The sequence below is a fragment of the Pseudomonas sp. SLBN-26 genome, assembly GCF_006715895.1.
In the GTDB taxonomy this organism is placed as follows: Bacteria; Pseudomonadota; Gammaproteobacteria; order Pseudomonadales; family Pseudomonadaceae; genus Metapseudomonas; species Metapseudomonas otitidis.
This window is the reverse complement of the sequence record NZ_VFOB01000001.1, coordinates 4184455-4198649: the sequence shown is the minus strand read 5'-3', so window position 1 is coordinate 4198649 and position 14195 is coordinate 4184455. Positions and strand designations below refer to the sequence as shown.

Annotated in this window: 16 protein-coding genes; 9 read left to right on the top strand and 7 right to left on the bottom strand. The window is 68.1% G+C overall.

All coding sequences use genetic code 11. From position 1 onward, the window contains the following. Window positions 1-4: 4 nt before the first annotated feature. Together lysA and lptM are read right to left on the bottom strand one after the other, a co-directional pair. Complete coding sequence (gene lysA, locus FBY21_RS19415; RefSeq protein ID WP_044400800.1) at window positions 5-1252, bottom strand: diaminopimelate decarboxylase; 1248 nt, start codon at window positions 1250-1252, stop codon at window positions 5-7. Between the two features lie 9 nt (window positions 1253-1261). Then, window positions 1262-1387 carry an LPS translocon maturation chaperone LptM gene (lptM, locus tag FBY21_RS19410; RefSeq protein ID WP_074966982.1) on the bottom strand — a complete coding sequence of 42 codons (126 nt, stop codon included), beginning with the start codon at window positions 1385-1387 and terminating at the stop codon, window positions 1262-1264. A 150-nt stretch (window positions 1388-1537) separates the two neighbouring features. On the opposite strand from lptM, the gene FBY21_RS19405 reads away from it, so the two are divergent. The 4 genes from FBY21_RS19405 to rnk all read left to right on the top strand — a co-directional run bounded on the left by FBY21_RS19405 (window position 1538) and on the right by rnk (window position 3686). Further along, a complete protein-coding gene (locus FBY21_RS19405) occupies window positions 1538-2575 on the top strand; it encodes an AraC family transcriptional regulator (RefSeq protein ID WP_142013033.1) in 1038 nt (345 codons plus the stop codon). A gap of 39 nt (window positions 2576-2614) precedes the next feature. Then, window positions 2615-2947 carry an iron donor protein CyaY gene (gene cyaY, locus FBY21_RS19400; protein ID WP_044400810.1) on the top strand — a complete coding sequence of 111 codons (333 nt, stop codon included), beginning with the start codon at window positions 2615-2617 and terminating at the stop codon, window positions 2945-2947. Further along, window positions 2928-3131: a DUF1289 domain-containing protein gene (locus FBY21_RS19395; protein ID WP_044400811.1), complete on the top strand. Its 204-nt coding sequence runs from the start codon at window positions 2928-2930 to the stop codon at window positions 3129-3131. The genes cyaY and FBY21_RS19395 overlap by 20 nt, the downstream gene beginning before the upstream one ends. Window positions 3132-3278: 147 nt before the next feature. Next, window positions 3279-3686 carry a nucleoside diphosphate kinase regulator gene (rnk, locus tag FBY21_RS19390; protein WP_074966986.1) on the top strand — a complete coding sequence of 136 codons (408 nt, stop codon included), beginning with the start codon at window positions 3279-3281 and terminating at the stop codon, window positions 3684-3686. 18 nt (window positions 3687-3704) lie between these two features. Here the strand turns inward: rnk and FBY21_RS19385 are convergent, their stop codons facing one another. The 4 genes from FBY21_RS19385 to FBY21_RS19370 form a co-directional block, all read right to left on the bottom strand. Continuing rightward, the gene (locus tag FBY21_RS19385) at window positions 3705-6551 is read right to left on the bottom strand and encodes a class I adenylate cyclase (RefSeq protein ID WP_142013031.1); all 2847 of its coding nucleotides are present in this window, start codon (window positions 6549-6551) and stop codon (window positions 3705-3707) included. 85 nt (window positions 6552-6636) lie between these two features. Beyond that, window positions 6637-6891, bottom strand: coding sequence for a TIGR02647 family protein (locus tag FBY21_RS19380; protein ID WP_044400821.1), 255 nt, complete (start codon window positions 6889-6891; stop codon window positions 6637-6639). Window positions 6892-6958: 67 nt separating this feature from the next. After that, window positions 6959-7729 carry a substrate-binding periplasmic protein gene (locus tag FBY21_RS19375; protein ID WP_074966991.1) on the bottom strand — a complete coding sequence of 257 codons (771 nt, stop codon included), beginning with the start codon at window positions 7727-7729 and terminating at the stop codon, window positions 6959-6961. Window positions 7730-7797: 68 nt separating this feature from the next. Further along, window positions 7798-8073: a hypothetical protein gene (locus FBY21_RS19370; RefSeq protein WP_044400827.1), complete on the bottom strand. Its 276-nt coding sequence runs from the start codon at window positions 8071-8073 to the stop codon at window positions 7798-7800. A gap of 144 nt (window positions 8074-8217) precedes the next feature. Here FBY21_RS19370 and FBY21_RS19365 point away from each other — a divergent pair, with 144 nt between their 5' ends. Beyond that, window positions 8218-8883: a glutathione S-transferase family protein gene (locus FBY21_RS19365; RefSeq protein WP_142013029.1), complete on the top strand. Its 666-nt coding sequence runs from the start codon at window positions 8218-8220 to the stop codon at window positions 8881-8883. Window positions 8884-8942: 59 nt separating this feature from the next. Here the strand turns inward: FBY21_RS19365 and argH are convergent, their stop codons facing one another. Beyond that, window positions 8943-10337 (bottom strand): argininosuccinate lyase, encoded by a 1395-nt coding sequence (argH, locus tag FBY21_RS19360; RefSeq protein ID WP_044400833.1) that lies wholly within the window; start codon window positions 10335-10337, stop codon window positions 8943-8945. Between the two features lie 225 nt (window positions 10338-10562). On the opposite strand from argH, the gene FBY21_RS19355 reads away from it, so the two are divergent. From FBY21_RS19355 to FBY21_RS19340, 4 genes are all read left to right on the top strand, one after another. After that, window positions 10563-11642 (top strand): sensor histidine kinase, encoded by a 1080-nt coding sequence (locus tag FBY21_RS19355; RefSeq protein ID WP_142013027.1) that lies wholly within the window; start codon window positions 10563-10565, stop codon window positions 11640-11642. Continuing rightward, window positions 11639-12385 (top strand): LytR/AlgR family response regulator transcription factor, encoded by a 747-nt coding sequence (locus tag FBY21_RS19350; RefSeq protein WP_044400839.1) that lies wholly within the window; start codon window positions 11639-11641, stop codon window positions 12383-12385. Before FBY21_RS19355 ends, FBY21_RS19350 begins: the two co-directional genes overlap by 4 nt. 91 nt (window positions 12386-12476) lie before the next feature. Then, on the top strand, window positions 12477-13415 hold the full coding sequence (hemC, locus tag FBY21_RS19345) for a hydroxymethylbilane synthase (protein WP_142013024.1): 939 nt from the start codon (window positions 12477-12479) through the stop codon (window positions 13413-13415). Further along, complete coding sequence (locus tag FBY21_RS19340) at window positions 13412-14182, top strand: uroporphyrinogen-III synthase (protein WP_142013022.1); 771 nt, start codon at window positions 13412-13414, stop codon at window positions 14180-14182. Before hemC ends, FBY21_RS19340 begins: the two co-directional genes overlap by 4 nt. The last annotated feature ends 13 nt before the right edge of the window (window positions 14183-14195 follow it).

The following is a 14195-nucleotide window of genomic DNA, read 5'->3' as shown; positions in this document are numbered from 1 at the left end:
GGACTTACTCCGGAAGCAGGCTTTCGCCGGCGTAGAGTTCCTCGAGGGTTTCGCGGCGACGCACTTCGTAGGCCTGTTCCCCATCCACCATCACCTCGGCGGCACGGCCGCGGGTGTTGTAGTTGGAGCTCATGACGAAGCCGTAGGCACCGGCCGAGCGCACGGCCAGCAGGTCGCCCTCGGCCAGGGCCAGGTCGCGGTCCTTGGCGAGGAAGTCGCCGGTCTCGCAGATCGGGCCGACCAGGTCGTAGCGCTGGGCCTCGCCGTCGCGCGGCTGCACCGGCACCACGTCCATCCAGGCCTGGTACAGGGCTGGGCGGATCAGGTCGTTCATGGCCGCGTCGATCACGGCGAAGTTCTTGTGCTCGGTGTGCTTGAGGTATTCCACCTGGGTCAGCAGCACGCCGGCATTGGCGACGATGTAGCGGCCCGGCTCGAACACCAGCGCCAGGTCACGCCCGGCGATGCGCTCGCGCACGGCCTTGATGTAGTCACCGGCAACGGGCGGCTGCTCGTCCTTGTAGCGCACACCGAGGCCACCGCCGAGGTCCAGGTGGCGGATGTGCACGCCCTGGGTGGCGAGGCGGTCGACCAGTGCCAGCAGGCGGTCGAGGGCGTCGAGGAAGGGCGGCAGACTGGTCAGCTGGGAGCCGATGTGGCAGTCCACGCCGATCACGTCCAGGTTCGACAGCGAGGCGGCGCGCAGGTAGACGGCCTCCGCCTGTTCGATGGCGATGCCGAACTTGTTTTCCTTCAGGCCGGTGGAGATGTACGGGTGGGTGCCAGCGTCCACGTCGGGGTTCACCCGCAGGGAGATCGGCGCTTTCACGTCCATCTCGGCGGCGACCACCTGCAGGCGCTCCAGCTCGTCCACCGACTCCACGTTGAAGCAGTGCACGCCCACTTCCAGTGCGCGGCGCATGTCGTCGCGGCTCTTGCCGACGCCGGAGAAGACGATGCGGTCAGCCGAGCCACCGGCGGCCAGCACGCGCTCCAGCTCGCCGCTGGAGACGATGTCGAAGCCCGAGCCCAGGCGCGCCAGCAGGTTCAGCACCGCCAGGTTGGAGTTGGCCTTGACCGCGTAGCAGACCAGGTGCGGCACGCCCTGCAGGGCATCGGCATAGGAGCGGTACTGCGCCTCGATGTGTGCGCGGGAATAGACGTAGGTGGGGGTGCCGAAGCGCGAGGCGATGGCGGACAAGGCCACGCCTTCCGCGAACAGCTCACCGTCGCGGTAAGTGAAAGCGTCCATCTAGGCCCCTCAGTGCGCGTGTTCGGAGGAGGACTTGGTGTCGTCAGGCAGGTACAGCGGGCCTTTCTGGCCACAGCCGCCCAGCAGGCAGGCAACAGCGAGGAGCGCAACGATGGGGGTGAGCAGCCGCTTCATGGCGAGATCCTTGAACAATGCGTAATTGGGTCGGGAGTATACCGACCACCCATCGCCTTGCCTATGCGCCGAAACACCCGCCGGGCGGGCGCTGCGCCTAGCCAAACGGGCTTTCGCGCCACTAGGATGGGCGGCAAAAACGGAGGCCGAATGGACCCCTCTTCCCCCCTTGCCGGCTCGGTTTCGGTTGCCTACCTCCAGGGCCTGGTGGACCACGTGGCGCGCCACGGCATCGAGCCGGCGGCCTTCCTTGCCGGCATCCAGCTGACCCCCTCCATCCTCGCCCAGCGCGAACAGCGCATCGCCGCCAGTGCCTATCTCGAACTCCTGGGCCAGGCCATGGCGCGGCTGGAGGATCCGCGCCTGGGGCTGCACCTGGGTGAGGCGGTGCGCCCCGGTTACTACGGCGTGCTCGGCTACCTGCTGATGAGTTGCCCGACCCTTTCCGACGCCCTCCACCGCCAGGCGCGCTATGCCGCCCTGGTGGGCAACCTCGGCCAGGTGGAGCTGGACGACGAGCCTCCGCGCGCCGGCCAGGAACCCCTGGTGCGGCTGGCCTGGGAGCCGTCGCTGCCGCTGCTGCGCGACCAGGTGGCGGAGGAGTCCCTGGCCGGTTGGGTCACCTTCGGGCGCTGGATCAGCGGGCTCGACATCCCGCCCACCGAGGTGCGCTTCCAGCACCCCGCGCCTGCCGACGACGCCGAGCACCGTCGGGTATTCCGCTGCCCGGTGCTGTTCGGCCAACCCGACAACGCCCTGGTGTTCCCCCGCCGTCTGCTGGCCACGCCCCTGGGCCAGGCCGACTCGCACGTCCGGCAGATGCTCGATGCCTACGCCGACCGCTTGCTGGGGGAATTGCGCCAGGGCCAGAGCGTGCTCGACCGGGCGCGCCTGGCTCTGGCCGGGCGCCTGGCCGAGGACGGCGCCGACCTGGAACACCTGGCCACCGACCTGGGCCTGAGCCCGCGTACCCTGCAGCGGCGCCTGCGTGACGCAGGCCTGACCTTCAGCCAGCTGGTGGACGAGACGCGGCAGCAACTGGTGCTGCATTATCTGCGCGATCCGGCCCTGGAGCTGGCCGACATCGCCTTCCTGGTCGGCTTCAGCGAGGCCGGCTCCCTGGCGCGGGCCTTCCGCCGCTGGACCGGGCAGAGCCCAGGCGAGTACCGTCGCCACCTCGGGCGCTGAAAGGTCGCCCACGTTTCCATTTTTCCTGAGGTACATCCGATGAGTTTGAGCGAAGCGCGTTTCCACGATCTGGTCGACGAAGTCCAGGAGGCCGTCGAGGACCTCTTCGATGGCAGCGACCTGGACGTGGACCTGGAGAACAGCGCGGGCGTCCTCACCATCCGTTTCGAGAACGGCAGCCAGGTCATCCTCAGCCGCCAGGAGCCCCTGCGCCAGCTGTGGGTAGCGGCCCGCTCCGGCGGCTTCCACTTCGACTACGACGCGGAGTCGCAACGCTGGATCTGCGACACCAGCGACGAGCCGCTGGGCGAACTGCTCGCCCGCGTGACCCGCGAGCAGGCGGGCGAAGACCTTGAGTTCGACGAGCTCTGAGCCGCCGCCCGAGCCTCGGCCCGCGTCACCCTGCGTGCGCCGTTGCTGCCTGGACGACGCCGATATCTGCATCGGATGCGGGCGCAGCCTGAGTGAGATTCTGCAGTGGGGGGAAGCCAGCGACGACCGTCGCCGGCAGATTTGCCGCGACGCTGCCCAGCGCCTCGCGGCGCGACGGCCATGACCGGATGGTCTTGCCAAGAGCCTCCGTGGTGACGTAGTGTCGGTCGGGCCGTCGCCATGGCGTACGGCCTGAACAGCATCTGGAAACCCCGCCTTCGGGCGGGGTTTTCGCTTTTTCGAGCCTAGGAACCGGAGTATCGGATTTGCCATGACCACTCAACCCTCGATCATCATCACCCGCCTCGACCTTCAGCGACTGGAGCGTCTGCTCGATGAACTGGAGGAGTTCGGCCCCGGCGCCGAGGCGCTGGAGCGGGAGCTCGCCCGCGCCCAGGTGGTGGGCCACGACGAGGTGCCGCCGGGCGTGGTGACCATGAATTCCCGCGTGCATTGCCGCGAGGATGCCAGTGGCAAGGACTACCACCTGACCCTGGTCTACCCCCAGGACGCCGGTGGCGAAGGCAAGGTGTCGGTGCTGGCGCCGGTGGGCAGTGCGCTGCTCGGCCTCTCCGTGGGGCAGGACATCGACTGGCCGGTGCCCGGCGGCAAGACCCTCAAGCTGACGCTCCTGGCTGTGGAGTACCAGCCCGAGGCTGCGGGCGAATACGACCGTTGAGCCCTTCCGGGCCTGGCGTCAGGCCAGGCCCAGCGCCCGATTCAGTTCCCGTTCCAGCTCCGCCTTGTAGCGCAGGTAGTGCACCGTCTGCGCATGCCCCTCGCCGAGGACCCGCGACAGGTCCAGGTCGGTGATGTAGCAGGGGTAGCGCTCGGCGGTGCTGCGCTGGGCGAGGATGTGGCGCGCCACGGCGGCGAACAGCTCGCCGCCGTATTCCAGTTCGGAAAACTCCCGGTGGTTGCAGTAGAGCGTGATGTGGACGCGGTTCGTGTCCAGCGGCTCGACGATCGCCTGCACGTCGTAGAACGGGTGGCTCACCGGTGACTGCGGCGCAACCCGCCGTTCCACCTGCTGCGCGCGCAAGGGCGGCGACGGCAGCACCTCGTAATAAAGAACCTCAAGACCGCTCTGCGGGGCCGGTTGGTCCAGCGGCAGCAGCGCGTTGCGCCGGTAGAGCACCGACTGCAGGAAGCGCTGCAGCGGCGTCAGCAGACTTTGCGGATCGCGGAAGGGCAGGCGCTGGCGCCACACGGCGTTGTGCTCGTCGAGCACCGTGAGCTCCGCCGTCTCGCCGTCCTGGCGGTAGAACACCTGGATGCAGCCCGGGCGCCCCAGCGGCAGGATCAGCGCCAGGTCCTCGTTCTCCAGGGCGTAGCGATCCAGCTGCAACGGGCTGTAGGCCGGCAGGTCCTCGCCCAGGTGTTCCAGCAGCGCCGGCATGTCCGGCAGCGCGGTGTGGGCTACTTGGCCCGGCAGCAGTTCCAGCACGTGGTACTGCTGCTGCACCTGCAGCAGGTAGCGGGTCACCTGGCCGTTGCCGAGCAGGGCGAGGGTGTCGAGGAACAGATCCTCCACCCGCTGGGCGATGGGTTGCGCGCGGTTGCGGCAGAAGCAGCGCACCCGCAGGTCCGGTGGCGCAGCGGGGTCCACGCTGTTGAGGAATTCGCGCAGGCAGTCCAGCGGGGCGTAGGGCCCGTCGTAGCGGGTCACCAGCAGCTCGTTCCAGCTGTTCAGGGTCACCTGGTCGAGGGTCAGCACCAGGTTCTCCCGCGAGCCGGCGTAGCCGAGCGAATCGGTGCGCTCGGTGGTCATGTGCAGGTTCATCTGGCTGTGCTGCTTCAGCGGATCGATGCCCACGTTCACCAGCAGCAGCACCTGGCGCGGCACGCTCGGCCGCAGCAGCGCGGCCTCGTCCACCATCGGCAGCGGCAGCGGGAAGCCCTGTTGCAGGCTGCTGACAAGGTTGGACAGCTCGTACTCGGTGAGGTCGCTGTCGCCCGGGTGCAGGGATAGGCGCGTTGAGGCGTCGATCACTCCGTTGCGGTGACACCAGGCCAGCAGCTCAACCAGTTCACGGGCCCGCTTGATCGGGGCGAAGTCGCGCCATTCGAGGGCGTTGAGGCTGCCCGGGTAGAGCGCCCAGAGGGTCTCGCCTTCGCGCTCGGGGCTCGGGCTCTGGGCCAGGGTGAGGGTGTCCTCGGCCAGATCCGGGGCGATGCCGGGGTTGATGAACTCCACCTTGCCCGCCTTGCGTTCGAAGGCGGCGTACAGGCGACGGCCGAGCACGCCCAGGTCGCGGCTGTTGAGCGAGCTGATGGCGTGCTGGGCGCGGGCGAATTCGGAGAGGAAGCGGTAGCTGTAGGTCAGCTCGTTGACCAGCGCCCGGCGCTCGGTGCCCACCTGGCGCACTTTCCATTGGCTGCGGCTGTCGAGCAGCGCCAGTTGACGGTCATCCCACCGCCACTCACGGGTCAGGCGCTCGAACAGCAGGCGTTGCCAGCTCTTGGCGCGGTTGCGTGGCGGGCGGCTGAGCTTCTTGTCGATCTTCAGGTAGAGGCAGCGGCGGATCAGCTCCAGGCGCTCGCGCTCGCCCCGGGCCAGCAGGTATTCCTCCAGCCGGCGGTAGATCACGATGTACGGGTCGAGCTCGTCCAGGTCCAGGTGGTTGGCGTACACCGCCTGCTTGAAGCGCAGCGACAGGCACTGCACTTTCGGGTGCTCGCTGGCGTAGACCTCGGTCAGCAGCAGCTTGAGCACCGACTTGTAGGGCGACTCGATGCCCTTGAACAGCTGCCACATACCGGCGCCGACGAACTCGCCCACGGGGATGTGCGACAGGTGCCCCAGGTCCAGCACTTCCTCGGCACGGATGAAGCGGCGCGACAGCAGCTTGGCGGTGTAGTCGGCGTAGCGCCCTTCCTCGTACACCGGCACCAGCCACCACAGCGGCGTGCGCCCGCCGAGCCAGATGGCGGTGCGGTAGAACTCGTCCAGCAGCAGGTAGTGCTGGGTGGTGCCGCAGTCGTCGGAGGTGAGGTGGGTCTCGCGGTCGCCCACCACGAAGCGCTGGGGGTCGATCAGGAAGAAGTGTGCCTCGGCGCCCAGGGTCGCGGCCCAGGCTTCAAGCAGGTCGCACTTGCGGCGCAGCTCGGCGATGGCCGGTGCCGGCAGTTCCGGGTCGTGGCACACCCACAGGTCCATGTCGCTCTGCTCGGCCTGGGCCACGGTGCCCAGGCTGCCCATCAGGAACAGGCCCTGGATCGGTGTCGGCGCCGAACCGCGGCGGCCCTTGTAGGCGAACGAGCGGGTCAGGCGCTGGGCTTCGGCGAGCACGTCGTCGTCCGGCTCGTAGCCGCAGACCCCGGCAGGGGTCTGCCCCGAGACGTAGCCCGGCAACAGCGGGTGGTTGACGTGGAACAGCAGGGGCAGCAGGCGCAGCACCATCTGCTGGCGGCTGGAAAGACCGAGCAGGGCGCGTTCGAGCCGACCGGCGTTGACCTTCAGGAAGCGCGCGCGCAGCTGGGTCAGGACCTTGCGGTCGATGCCGTCGTCGATGTCGGGGCGGATTTCCTGGGTGCGGGTCATCGAAGCGTCTGCCGGAAGAATGCGCACAGCCTACCAGCCGGCGATGCCGGCGGGCAGGGGCGGTGCGGGGCGAGACGTCGCGGGGTCAGTTCGAAAGGGCGGGTGCGGTCGTGAGGATGGTCAGCAGGCCTTGTGCGTGTTCGGCTGCGTCCAGGCCGAGGCTGGTGAGGTAGCCGCCGTCGGGCTGGGTCAGCAGGCCCTTGTGGTGCAGGCGCAAGGCGGCTTCGATCAGACTGGGGGCGGCGTTGTTGTGGACCTTGAGGCCTTCCTGGGTGTTGTCCAGGTTGAACAGGGTCAGCAGTTCCAGCTCGGCGATCAATTCGGGGGTGTACGACGTCATGTGGGGCTCCTGGTCGTCCTGTACCGGCCTTCGGACGGGCCGGCTCCCAGAGAGTGTAGATGCGGATTCAGCCGCCCACGCCCCACTGCGACAGAATCGCGCGGTAGCGGCCGTTGCCCTGGATGATCGCCATGCCCTCGTCGAAGCGCTGCAACAGGGCCGGCGCCCCTGGATGCTGGCGCGAGAAGGACAGATAAAGCTCGGGTTGGTGCAGGGTGGCGACAGCGGTGAACAACCCGCGCAGCTCGGGATTGTCGCGTACCAGCGCCTCGGTGGTGCCGCGGTAGGCGGCTACGTAGTCGACGCGGTCGTGCTGCAGCATCAGGAAACCGCTGATGTCCTTGCGCACCGTCACGCGCACCACGTCGGCCAGGCGGTCGAAGGTTTCGCCGTACTCGTAGCCCACCGTCACGGCGACCCGCCGACCGGCGAGCTGGCCGAGGTCGGTCACCGGCGTGGCGCGGTAGCTGGGGGCCCAGAGGAGGATGTCGTCGCGGAACAGCGGGTGCCGGGGCAGCAGGTAGTCACGCTCGATCTCGGCATTGGGCGCGGTGTTGAAGCACGCGGCCAGGCGTCCGGACTGGGCCAGTTGCATGCAGCGTGCGTAGGGATAGGGCACCAGCTCCACGTCCTCGCCCACGGCGGCGAATGCAGCCCGCACGATGTCGGCGGACATGCCCTGGATGCGCCCGTCCCGCCAGGCGGTGTAGGGGTACCAGTCATCCTCGGCGCCCACTTGCAGCGGCTCTGCCTTTGCCACGTGGCCGCCAGCCACAAGCAACAGGAGCAGGCCCAGGCGAAGAAGACCCCGGAACGGGCACGCCGAACGCTTGGCCATGCAGGGGCTCCTGTGGGGGATGAGGGCGTGATGCTAGCGGCGGCAGCCCGCGCAAGCCGTGGCCTGGATCAATCCTGTGCTTCTTCCGGCAGGTCCGGCAGGGCCCGCAATGCGCTTTCATACCAGGCCATGTCGAAAGGCTGGTCGGCCTCCAGGCGCTGGATGGCGCAGGCCAGCACCAGAGCCATCATCTGCAGGCATTCCTCGCGCTCGTAGCCCACCAGGGTCAGCTTGTTGAAGGTGGCCTTTGCTGCAGCGGGCTCGCCGGCCTCGATCTGGTTCTCCACGGCCTGGATCAGGGTTTCCTCGGCGAAGGCTTCTTCGCTGTCGTCGTGTTCGCTCATGGCGGGTTCCTGTTCGGTTCGGATGCGCAGTGTGCCACGGCGGCCGGCAGGTCGCCGCCGTCCATTCACCGGATCGATGCAACTGGCAGGCCACCGATGCCACGGCTATAACTGGCCGGTCCACGCACTGGCCCAGGAGGCCCCATGCTCAAGCTCCACGGATTCTGCGTCAGCAACTACTACAACATGGTCAAGCTGGCCCTGCTGGAAAAAGGCCTGCCCTTCGAGGAAGTGAAGGTTCACGCCAGCCAGGAGCCGGCCTTCCTCGCCTGCAGCCCACGCGGCAAGGTGCCGGTACTGGAGACCGAGCACGGTTTCATCAACGAGACCAGCGCCATCCTCGACTACCTGGAAGAACGCTTCCCCGAGCACCCGCTGCTGCCTGGCGACCTGTATGCCCGTGCGGTGGTCCGCGCCCTGTGCCGGGAAATCGAGCTGTACATCGAGCTGCCGGCACGCACCTGCCACATGCAGGCGTTCTTCGGTGTTGCGGTGCCCGAGGCCATTCGCGAGAAGGCCCGTGTCGAGCTGACCGCCGGTTTCGCGACGCTGGGGCGTCATGCTCGCTTCGCGCCCTTCGTGGCGGGCGAAACGCTGACCCTGGCGGACCTGTATTTCCTCTACAGCGTCGACCTCGCTTACGAGGTGGGCCGCAAGGTGATGGGCGTCGACTTCCTGGCCGAACTGCCCGCCGCCCGCGCGCTGCTTCAGCAACTGGCGCAGAACCCCCACGTGCAGCGCATCGCCGAGGACAAGGCGCAGGACATGCCGGCGTTCCTGGCAATGATCAAGGCGCGGACCCAGGGCTGAGTGTTCTGGGCTGGAAATGAAAACGCCGGCTGATGCCGGCGTTTTCGTGTCCCGTTGCCTCAGCGGCTGGCCAGCAGCTGGCGGCCACGGGCAACGGCGGCGCGGACCTGGTTCGGGGCGGTGCCGCCGATGTGGTCGCGGGCGTTGACCGAGCCTTCCAGGGTCAGCACGGCGAACACGTCGTCGCCGATCTGGTCACTGAAGCGGCGCAGTTCGTCGAGGCTCATCTCGGCCAGGTCCTTGCCGGACTCGACGCCGTACTTCACGGCATGGCCGACGATCTCGTGGCAGTCACGGAAGGGCAGGCCCTTGCGCACCAGGTAGTCGGCCAGGTCGGTGGCGGTGGAGAAACCGCGACGGGCCGCTTCGCGCATGACCTCACGCTTGGGCTTGATGGCCGGGACCATGTCGGCGAAGGCGCGGAGCGAGTCGCGCAGGGTGTCGGCGGCGTCGAACAGCGGCTCCTTGTCCTCCTGGTTGTCCTTGTTGTAGGCCAGCGGCTGGCCCTTCATCAGGGTCAGCAGGCCGGCCAGGTGGCCGAACACGCGACCGGACTTGCCGCGCACCAGTTCGGGCACGTCGGGGTTCTTCTTCTGCGGCATGATCGAGGAGCCGGTGCAGAAGCGGTCGGGCAGGTCGATGAACTGGAACTGGGCGCTGGTCCAGAGCACCAGCTCTTCGGAGAAGCGCGACAGGTGCATCATCGCCAGGGAGGCGGCGGCGCAGAATTCGATGGCGAAGTCACGGTCGGAGACGCCGTCCAGGGAGTTGCCGGAGATGGCTTCGAAGCCCAGCAGGCGGCAGGTGACTTCGCGCTGGATCGGGTAGGTGGTGCCAGCCAGGGCGGCGCTGCCGAGGGGCATGCGGTTGACCCGCTTGCGGCAGTCCACCAGGCGCTCGTGGTCGCGGCTGAGCATCTCGAACCAGGCCAGCAGGTGGTGGCCGAAGGTAACCGGCTGGGCGGTCTGCAGGTGGGTGAAGCCGGGCATGATGGTGTCCGCCTCGGCTTCCGCCAGGCCCAGCAGGCCCTCTTGCAGGCGGGTCAGTTCGGCGAGGATCAGGTCGATCTCGTCACGCAGCCACAGGCGGATGTCGGTAGCCACCTGGTCGTTGCGCGAGCGGCCGGTGTGCAGCTTCTTGCCGGTGATGCCGATGCGGTCGGTCAGCCGGGCCTCGATGTTCATGTGCACGTCTTCCAGGTCGACGCGCCACTCGAAGGTGCCGGCTTCGATCTCGGCCTGGATTTCCTTCAGGCCCTGCTCGATGGCATCGCGCTCTTCGACGGTCAGCACGCCGGCCTCGGCCAGCATGGTGGCGTGGGCGATGGAGCCCATGATGTCGTGGCGGTAGAGGCGCTTGTCGAAGTCGACGGAGGCGGTGAAGCGGGCGACGAAGGCGTCGACGGGCTCGCTGAAGCGGCCGCCCCAGGACTGGTTGGTCTTGTCGGTGCTCATGACTGGGCTCGATAGCTGGCGGTGAAGGAAGGCCGAGGGCCGTGATGGGGGGCGATGATAGCAGCCTTGCCGGCAAAACCGGCGTGCCCCGATGGCGCGGCCGACCGGCCGGGGAGTGTCGGGTGCTTCACAGATTTGCAGTCGTGTCGGCGTTTCGGTGATCGATTTCGCCCGGCGAGTGTGTGCCGGCTTGCTGGCCATGCGCCGCCCGGTAACACTGCCCGGATGCCACGATCCCCTGCCCAGGGCCGCACAGCCGCCCCCGACGACGACTTCTTCCTGCCGGAGCTCTGCCAGCCGGAGGCCCTGCTCGGCCTGGTGCTGCTGGCGGAGCTGCTGGTGCTGGTGCTGGTGCTTGCCGAACCGCTGGTGCCGGACTTCAACTGGATCCGCCTGGCGCTGACCTCGTTGTTCGTGCAGTGGATCGTCCTGCTGTCGGCGGCGTTGCTGTGCCGCCTGCGGCCATTCCTCGCCCGGCTGAGCCCGGCCACCGCCGGTATCGCCTGCTCGCTCCTCGTGGTGGGGCTGACCCTGGCCTGCACCGCCGTGGCGGACTACTACGAACTCGGCGGGCCGCTGCCAAGGGCCGGGGAAGTGAACCTCTACCTGCGCCACGGGCTCATCAGCCTGATCATGTCGACCCTGGTGCTGCGCTACTTCTACCTGCAGAGCCAGTGGCGGCGTCAGCAGCAGGCCGAACTGAAGGCGCGCATCGAATCCCTGCAGGCGCGCATCCGCCCGCACTTCCTCTTCAACAGCCTCAACAGCATCGCCAGCCTGGTCGCCATCGACCCGGTGAAGGCGGAACAGGCGGTGCTGGACCTCTCCGACCTGTTCCGTGCCAGCCTGGCCAAGCCCGGCACCCTGGTGCGCTGGAGCGATGAGATGGAACTGGCCAGGCGCTATCTCTCGATCGAGCAATATCGTCTCGGAGAACGGCTACAGTTGGAGTGGCAGGTTGACGATGTGCCTGATGATTTGCCGATTCCGCAACTCACACTGCAGCCGCTGCTGGAAAATGCCCTGATCTATGGCATCCAGCCGCGGATCGAGGGTGGGCTGGTGCGGGTCGAAGCCGAGTACCAGGATGGGGTGTTCCTGCTCCGCGTGAGCAATCCCTTCGATGAAGGGGCGGAAAACCGGCCTTCGCGCGGAACCCATCAGGCACTGACCAACATTGATGCCCGACTCACGGCACTTTTCGGCCCCGGAGCCAGTCTCAGCGTGGAGCGCCGTGACGGTCGCCACTTCACCTGTCTACGCTATCCTTGTGCGAGACTCACGCAGGAAGCCCGAGCAATATGAATGTCCTGATCGTCGATGACGAACCACTTGCCCGAGAGCGCCTCAGCCGCCTGGTCGGAGAGCTCGATGGCTACCGAGTCCTGGAGCCCGCCGCCACCAATGGCGAGGAGGCTCTCACCCTGATCGACAGCCTGAAGCCGGATGTCGTGTTGCTCGACATCCGCATGCCCGGGCTCGATGGCCTGCAGGTCGCCGCGCGACTGTGCGAGAAAGAGGCACCGCCGGCCGTGATCTTCTGCACCGCCCATGACGAGTTCGCCCTGGATGCCTTCCAGGTCAGCGCCGTGGGCTACCTGGTCAAACCCGTCCGGCCCGAGGCCCTGGCCGATGCACTGAAGAAGGCCGAACGGCCCAATCGGGTGCAACTGGCTGCCCTCACCCGCCCGGCTGCGGAAAGTGGCGTGGGGCCGCGCTCCCACATCAGCGCGCGGACTCGCAAGGGCATCGAGCTGATCCCACTGGACCAGGTGATCTACTTCATTGCCGACCACAAGTACGTGACCCTGCGCCACGAGCAGGGTGAGGTGCTGCTGGACGAGCCGCTCAAGGCGCTGGAGGACGAGTTCGGCGACCGCTTCGTGCGCATCCACCGCAACGCCCTGGTGGCCCGCGAGCGCATCGAGCGGCTCCAGCGCACCCCGCTCGGGCACTTCCAGCTCTACCTCAAGGGGCTCAATGGCGATGCGCTTACCGTCAGCCGTCGCCATGTGGCGGGTGTGCGCAAGCTGATGCACAACCTCTGACCAACCGCCGCCGGCGCGCGAGTCTTGCCTCGCGCGCCGGTCGTGCGTGGCCTGTTATCATGCCGGGCAGTCTCGCTTCCGGAATTCCTACATGCCCCGCGAAATCCGCATTGCCACCCGCAAGAGTGCCCTGGCCCTGTGGCAGGCCGAATACGTCAAGTCCGCCCTGGAACAGGCCCATCCCGGCCTGCGCGTCAGCCTGGTGCCCATGGTCAGCCGGGGCGACAAGCTGCTCGATGCGCCGCTGGCGAAGATCGGCGGCAAGGGCCTGTTCGTGAAGGAACTGGAAACCGCCCTGCTGGAGAACGAGGCCGACATCGCCGTGCACTCCATGAAGGACGTGCCGATGGACTTCCCCGAGGGCCTGGGCCTGTTCTGCATCTGCGAGCGCGAAGACCCCCGCGACGCCTTCGTCTCCAACCGTTTCGACAGCCTCGATGCCCTGCCCGCCGGCAGCATCGTCGGCACCTCCAGCCTGCGCCGCCAGGCCCAGCTGCTGGCCCGTCGCCCGGACCTGCGCATCCACTTCCTGCGCGGCAACGTCAACACCCGCCTGGCCAAGCTGGATGCCGGCGAGTACGACGCCATCATCCTTGCTGCCGCCGGCCTGATCCGCCTGGGCTTCGAGGACCGCATCCGCTCCTCCATCAGCGTCGACGACAGCCTGCCCGCTGGCGGCCAGGGTGCCGTGGGCATCGAGTGCCGCACTGCCGATGCCGAAGTGCACGCCCTGCTCGCCCCGCTGCACCACCGCGACACCGCCGTACGGGTGAACGCCGAGCGCGCCCTCAACAAGCGCCTCAATGGCGGTTGCCAGGTGCCCATCGCCTGCTACGCCGTGCTCGAGGGCGACCAGCTCTGGCTGCGCGGCCTGGTGGGCCAGCCCGATGGCGGCCAGCTGCTGCATGCCGAGTCCCGCGCGCCGTCGGATGAGGCCGAGCAACTGGGCGTGCGCGTGGCCGAAGACCTGCTCGGCCAGGGCGCGGAAACCATCCTCAAGGCGGTCTATGGCGAGGCAGGCCATCCGTGACAGGCTGGCGCCTGCTGATCACCCGTCCTCGCGACGACAGTGAAGCCCTGGCCGCCCTGCTGGCCGACCGGGGCGTGCACAGCGCCTGCCTCCCGCTGCTGGAGATCGAACCGCTGGACGAAGCCCCCGGGCAGTGCCAGCCCCTGCTCCATCTCGACCGCTACAACGCCATCGTCGTGGTCAGCAAGCCGGCCGCGCGCTTCGGGTTGGCCCGCATGGACCGCCATTGGCCGCAGCCGCCTGCCGGCCCGGTGTGGTTCAGCGTCGGCGCCGCCACCGGCCAGGTGCTGGCCGAGCGTGGGCTCGACGTGCATTGGCCAACCGACGGCGACGACAGCGAAGCCCTGCTGGCCCTGCCCCGTTTCACCGAGGTGCTCGCCGGCCCGGCACCCCGTGTGTTGATCATGCGTGGCGAGGGTGGCCGAGAATTCCTGGGCGAGCGTTTGCGCGGCCAAGGCGCCTCGGTGGACTATCTGGAACTCTACCGCCGCCGTTTGCCGGCCTACCCGGAAGGCGCCCTGACGCGCCTCATCCAGGCGGAACGCCTGAACGGCCTGGTGGTCAGCAGTGGGCAGGGCCTCCAGCACTTGCTGGAGCTGGCGGCCGACGCCTGGCCGCACCTGGCCCGTCTACCCTTGTTCGTTCCCAGCCCCCGAGTGGCCCAGTCGGCCCGGGACGCCGGGGCGCTTGATGTTGTGGATTGCCGCGGTGCCAGCGCCGCGGCTCTTTTGGCGGCACTGGAGAACCAACCAGCCCCGGCCCCCTGATGCAAAGGATGGA

Bases quoted from the DNA above. Each gene is read 5' to 3' on its own strand.
- lysA (WP_044400800.1), bottom strand. From the start codon at position 1,252: ATGGACGCTTTCACTTACCGCGACGGTGAGCTGTTCGCGGAAGGCGTG.
- lptM (WP_074966982.1), bottom strand. From the start codon at position 1,387: ATGAAGCGGCTGCTCACCCCCATCGTTGCGCTCCTCGCTGTTGCCTGC.
- FBY21_RS19405 (WP_142013033.1), top strand. From the start codon at position 1,538: ATGGACCCCTCTTCCCCCCTTGCCGGCTCGGTTTCGGTTGCCTACCTC.
- cyaY (WP_044400810.1), top strand. From the start codon at position 2,615: ATGAGTTTGAGCGAAGCGCGTTTCCACGATCTGGTCGACGAAGTCCAG.
- rnk (WP_074966986.1), top strand. From the start codon at position 3,279: ATGACCACTCAACCCTCGATCATCATCACCCGCCTCGACCTTCAGCGA.
- FBY21_RS19385 (WP_142013031.1), bottom strand. From the start codon at position 6,551: ATGACCCGCACCCAGGAAATCCGCCCCGACATCGACGACGGCATCGAC.
- FBY21_RS19380 (WP_044400821.1), bottom strand. From the start codon at position 6,891: ATGACGTCGTACACCCCCGAATTGATCGCCGAGCTGGAACTGCTGACC.
- FBY21_RS19375 (WP_074966991.1), bottom strand. From the start codon at position 7,729: ATGGCCAAGCGTTCGGCGTGCCCGTTCCGGGGTCTTCTTCGCCTGGGC.
- FBY21_RS19370 (WP_044400827.1), bottom strand. From the start codon at position 8,073: ATGAGCGAACACGACGACAGCGAAGAAGCCTTCGCCGAGGAAACCCTG.
- FBY21_RS19365 (WP_142013029.1), top strand. From the start codon at position 8,218: ATGCTCAAGCTCCACGGATTCTGCGTCAGCAACTACTACAACATGGTC.
- argH (WP_044400833.1), bottom strand. From the start codon at position 10,337: ATGAGCACCGACAAGACCAACCAGTCCTGGGGCGGCCGCTTCAGCGAG.
- FBY21_RS19355 (WP_142013027.1), top strand. From the start codon at position 10,563: ATGCCACGATCCCCTGCCCAGGGCCGCACAGCCGCCCCCGACGACGAC.
- FBY21_RS19350 (WP_044400839.1), top strand. From the start codon at position 11,639: ATGAATGTCCTGATCGTCGATGACGAACCACTTGCCCGAGAGCGCCTC.
- hemC (WP_142013024.1), top strand. From the start codon at position 12,477: ATGCCCCGCGAAATCCGCATTGCCACCCGCAAGAGTGCCCTGGCCCTG.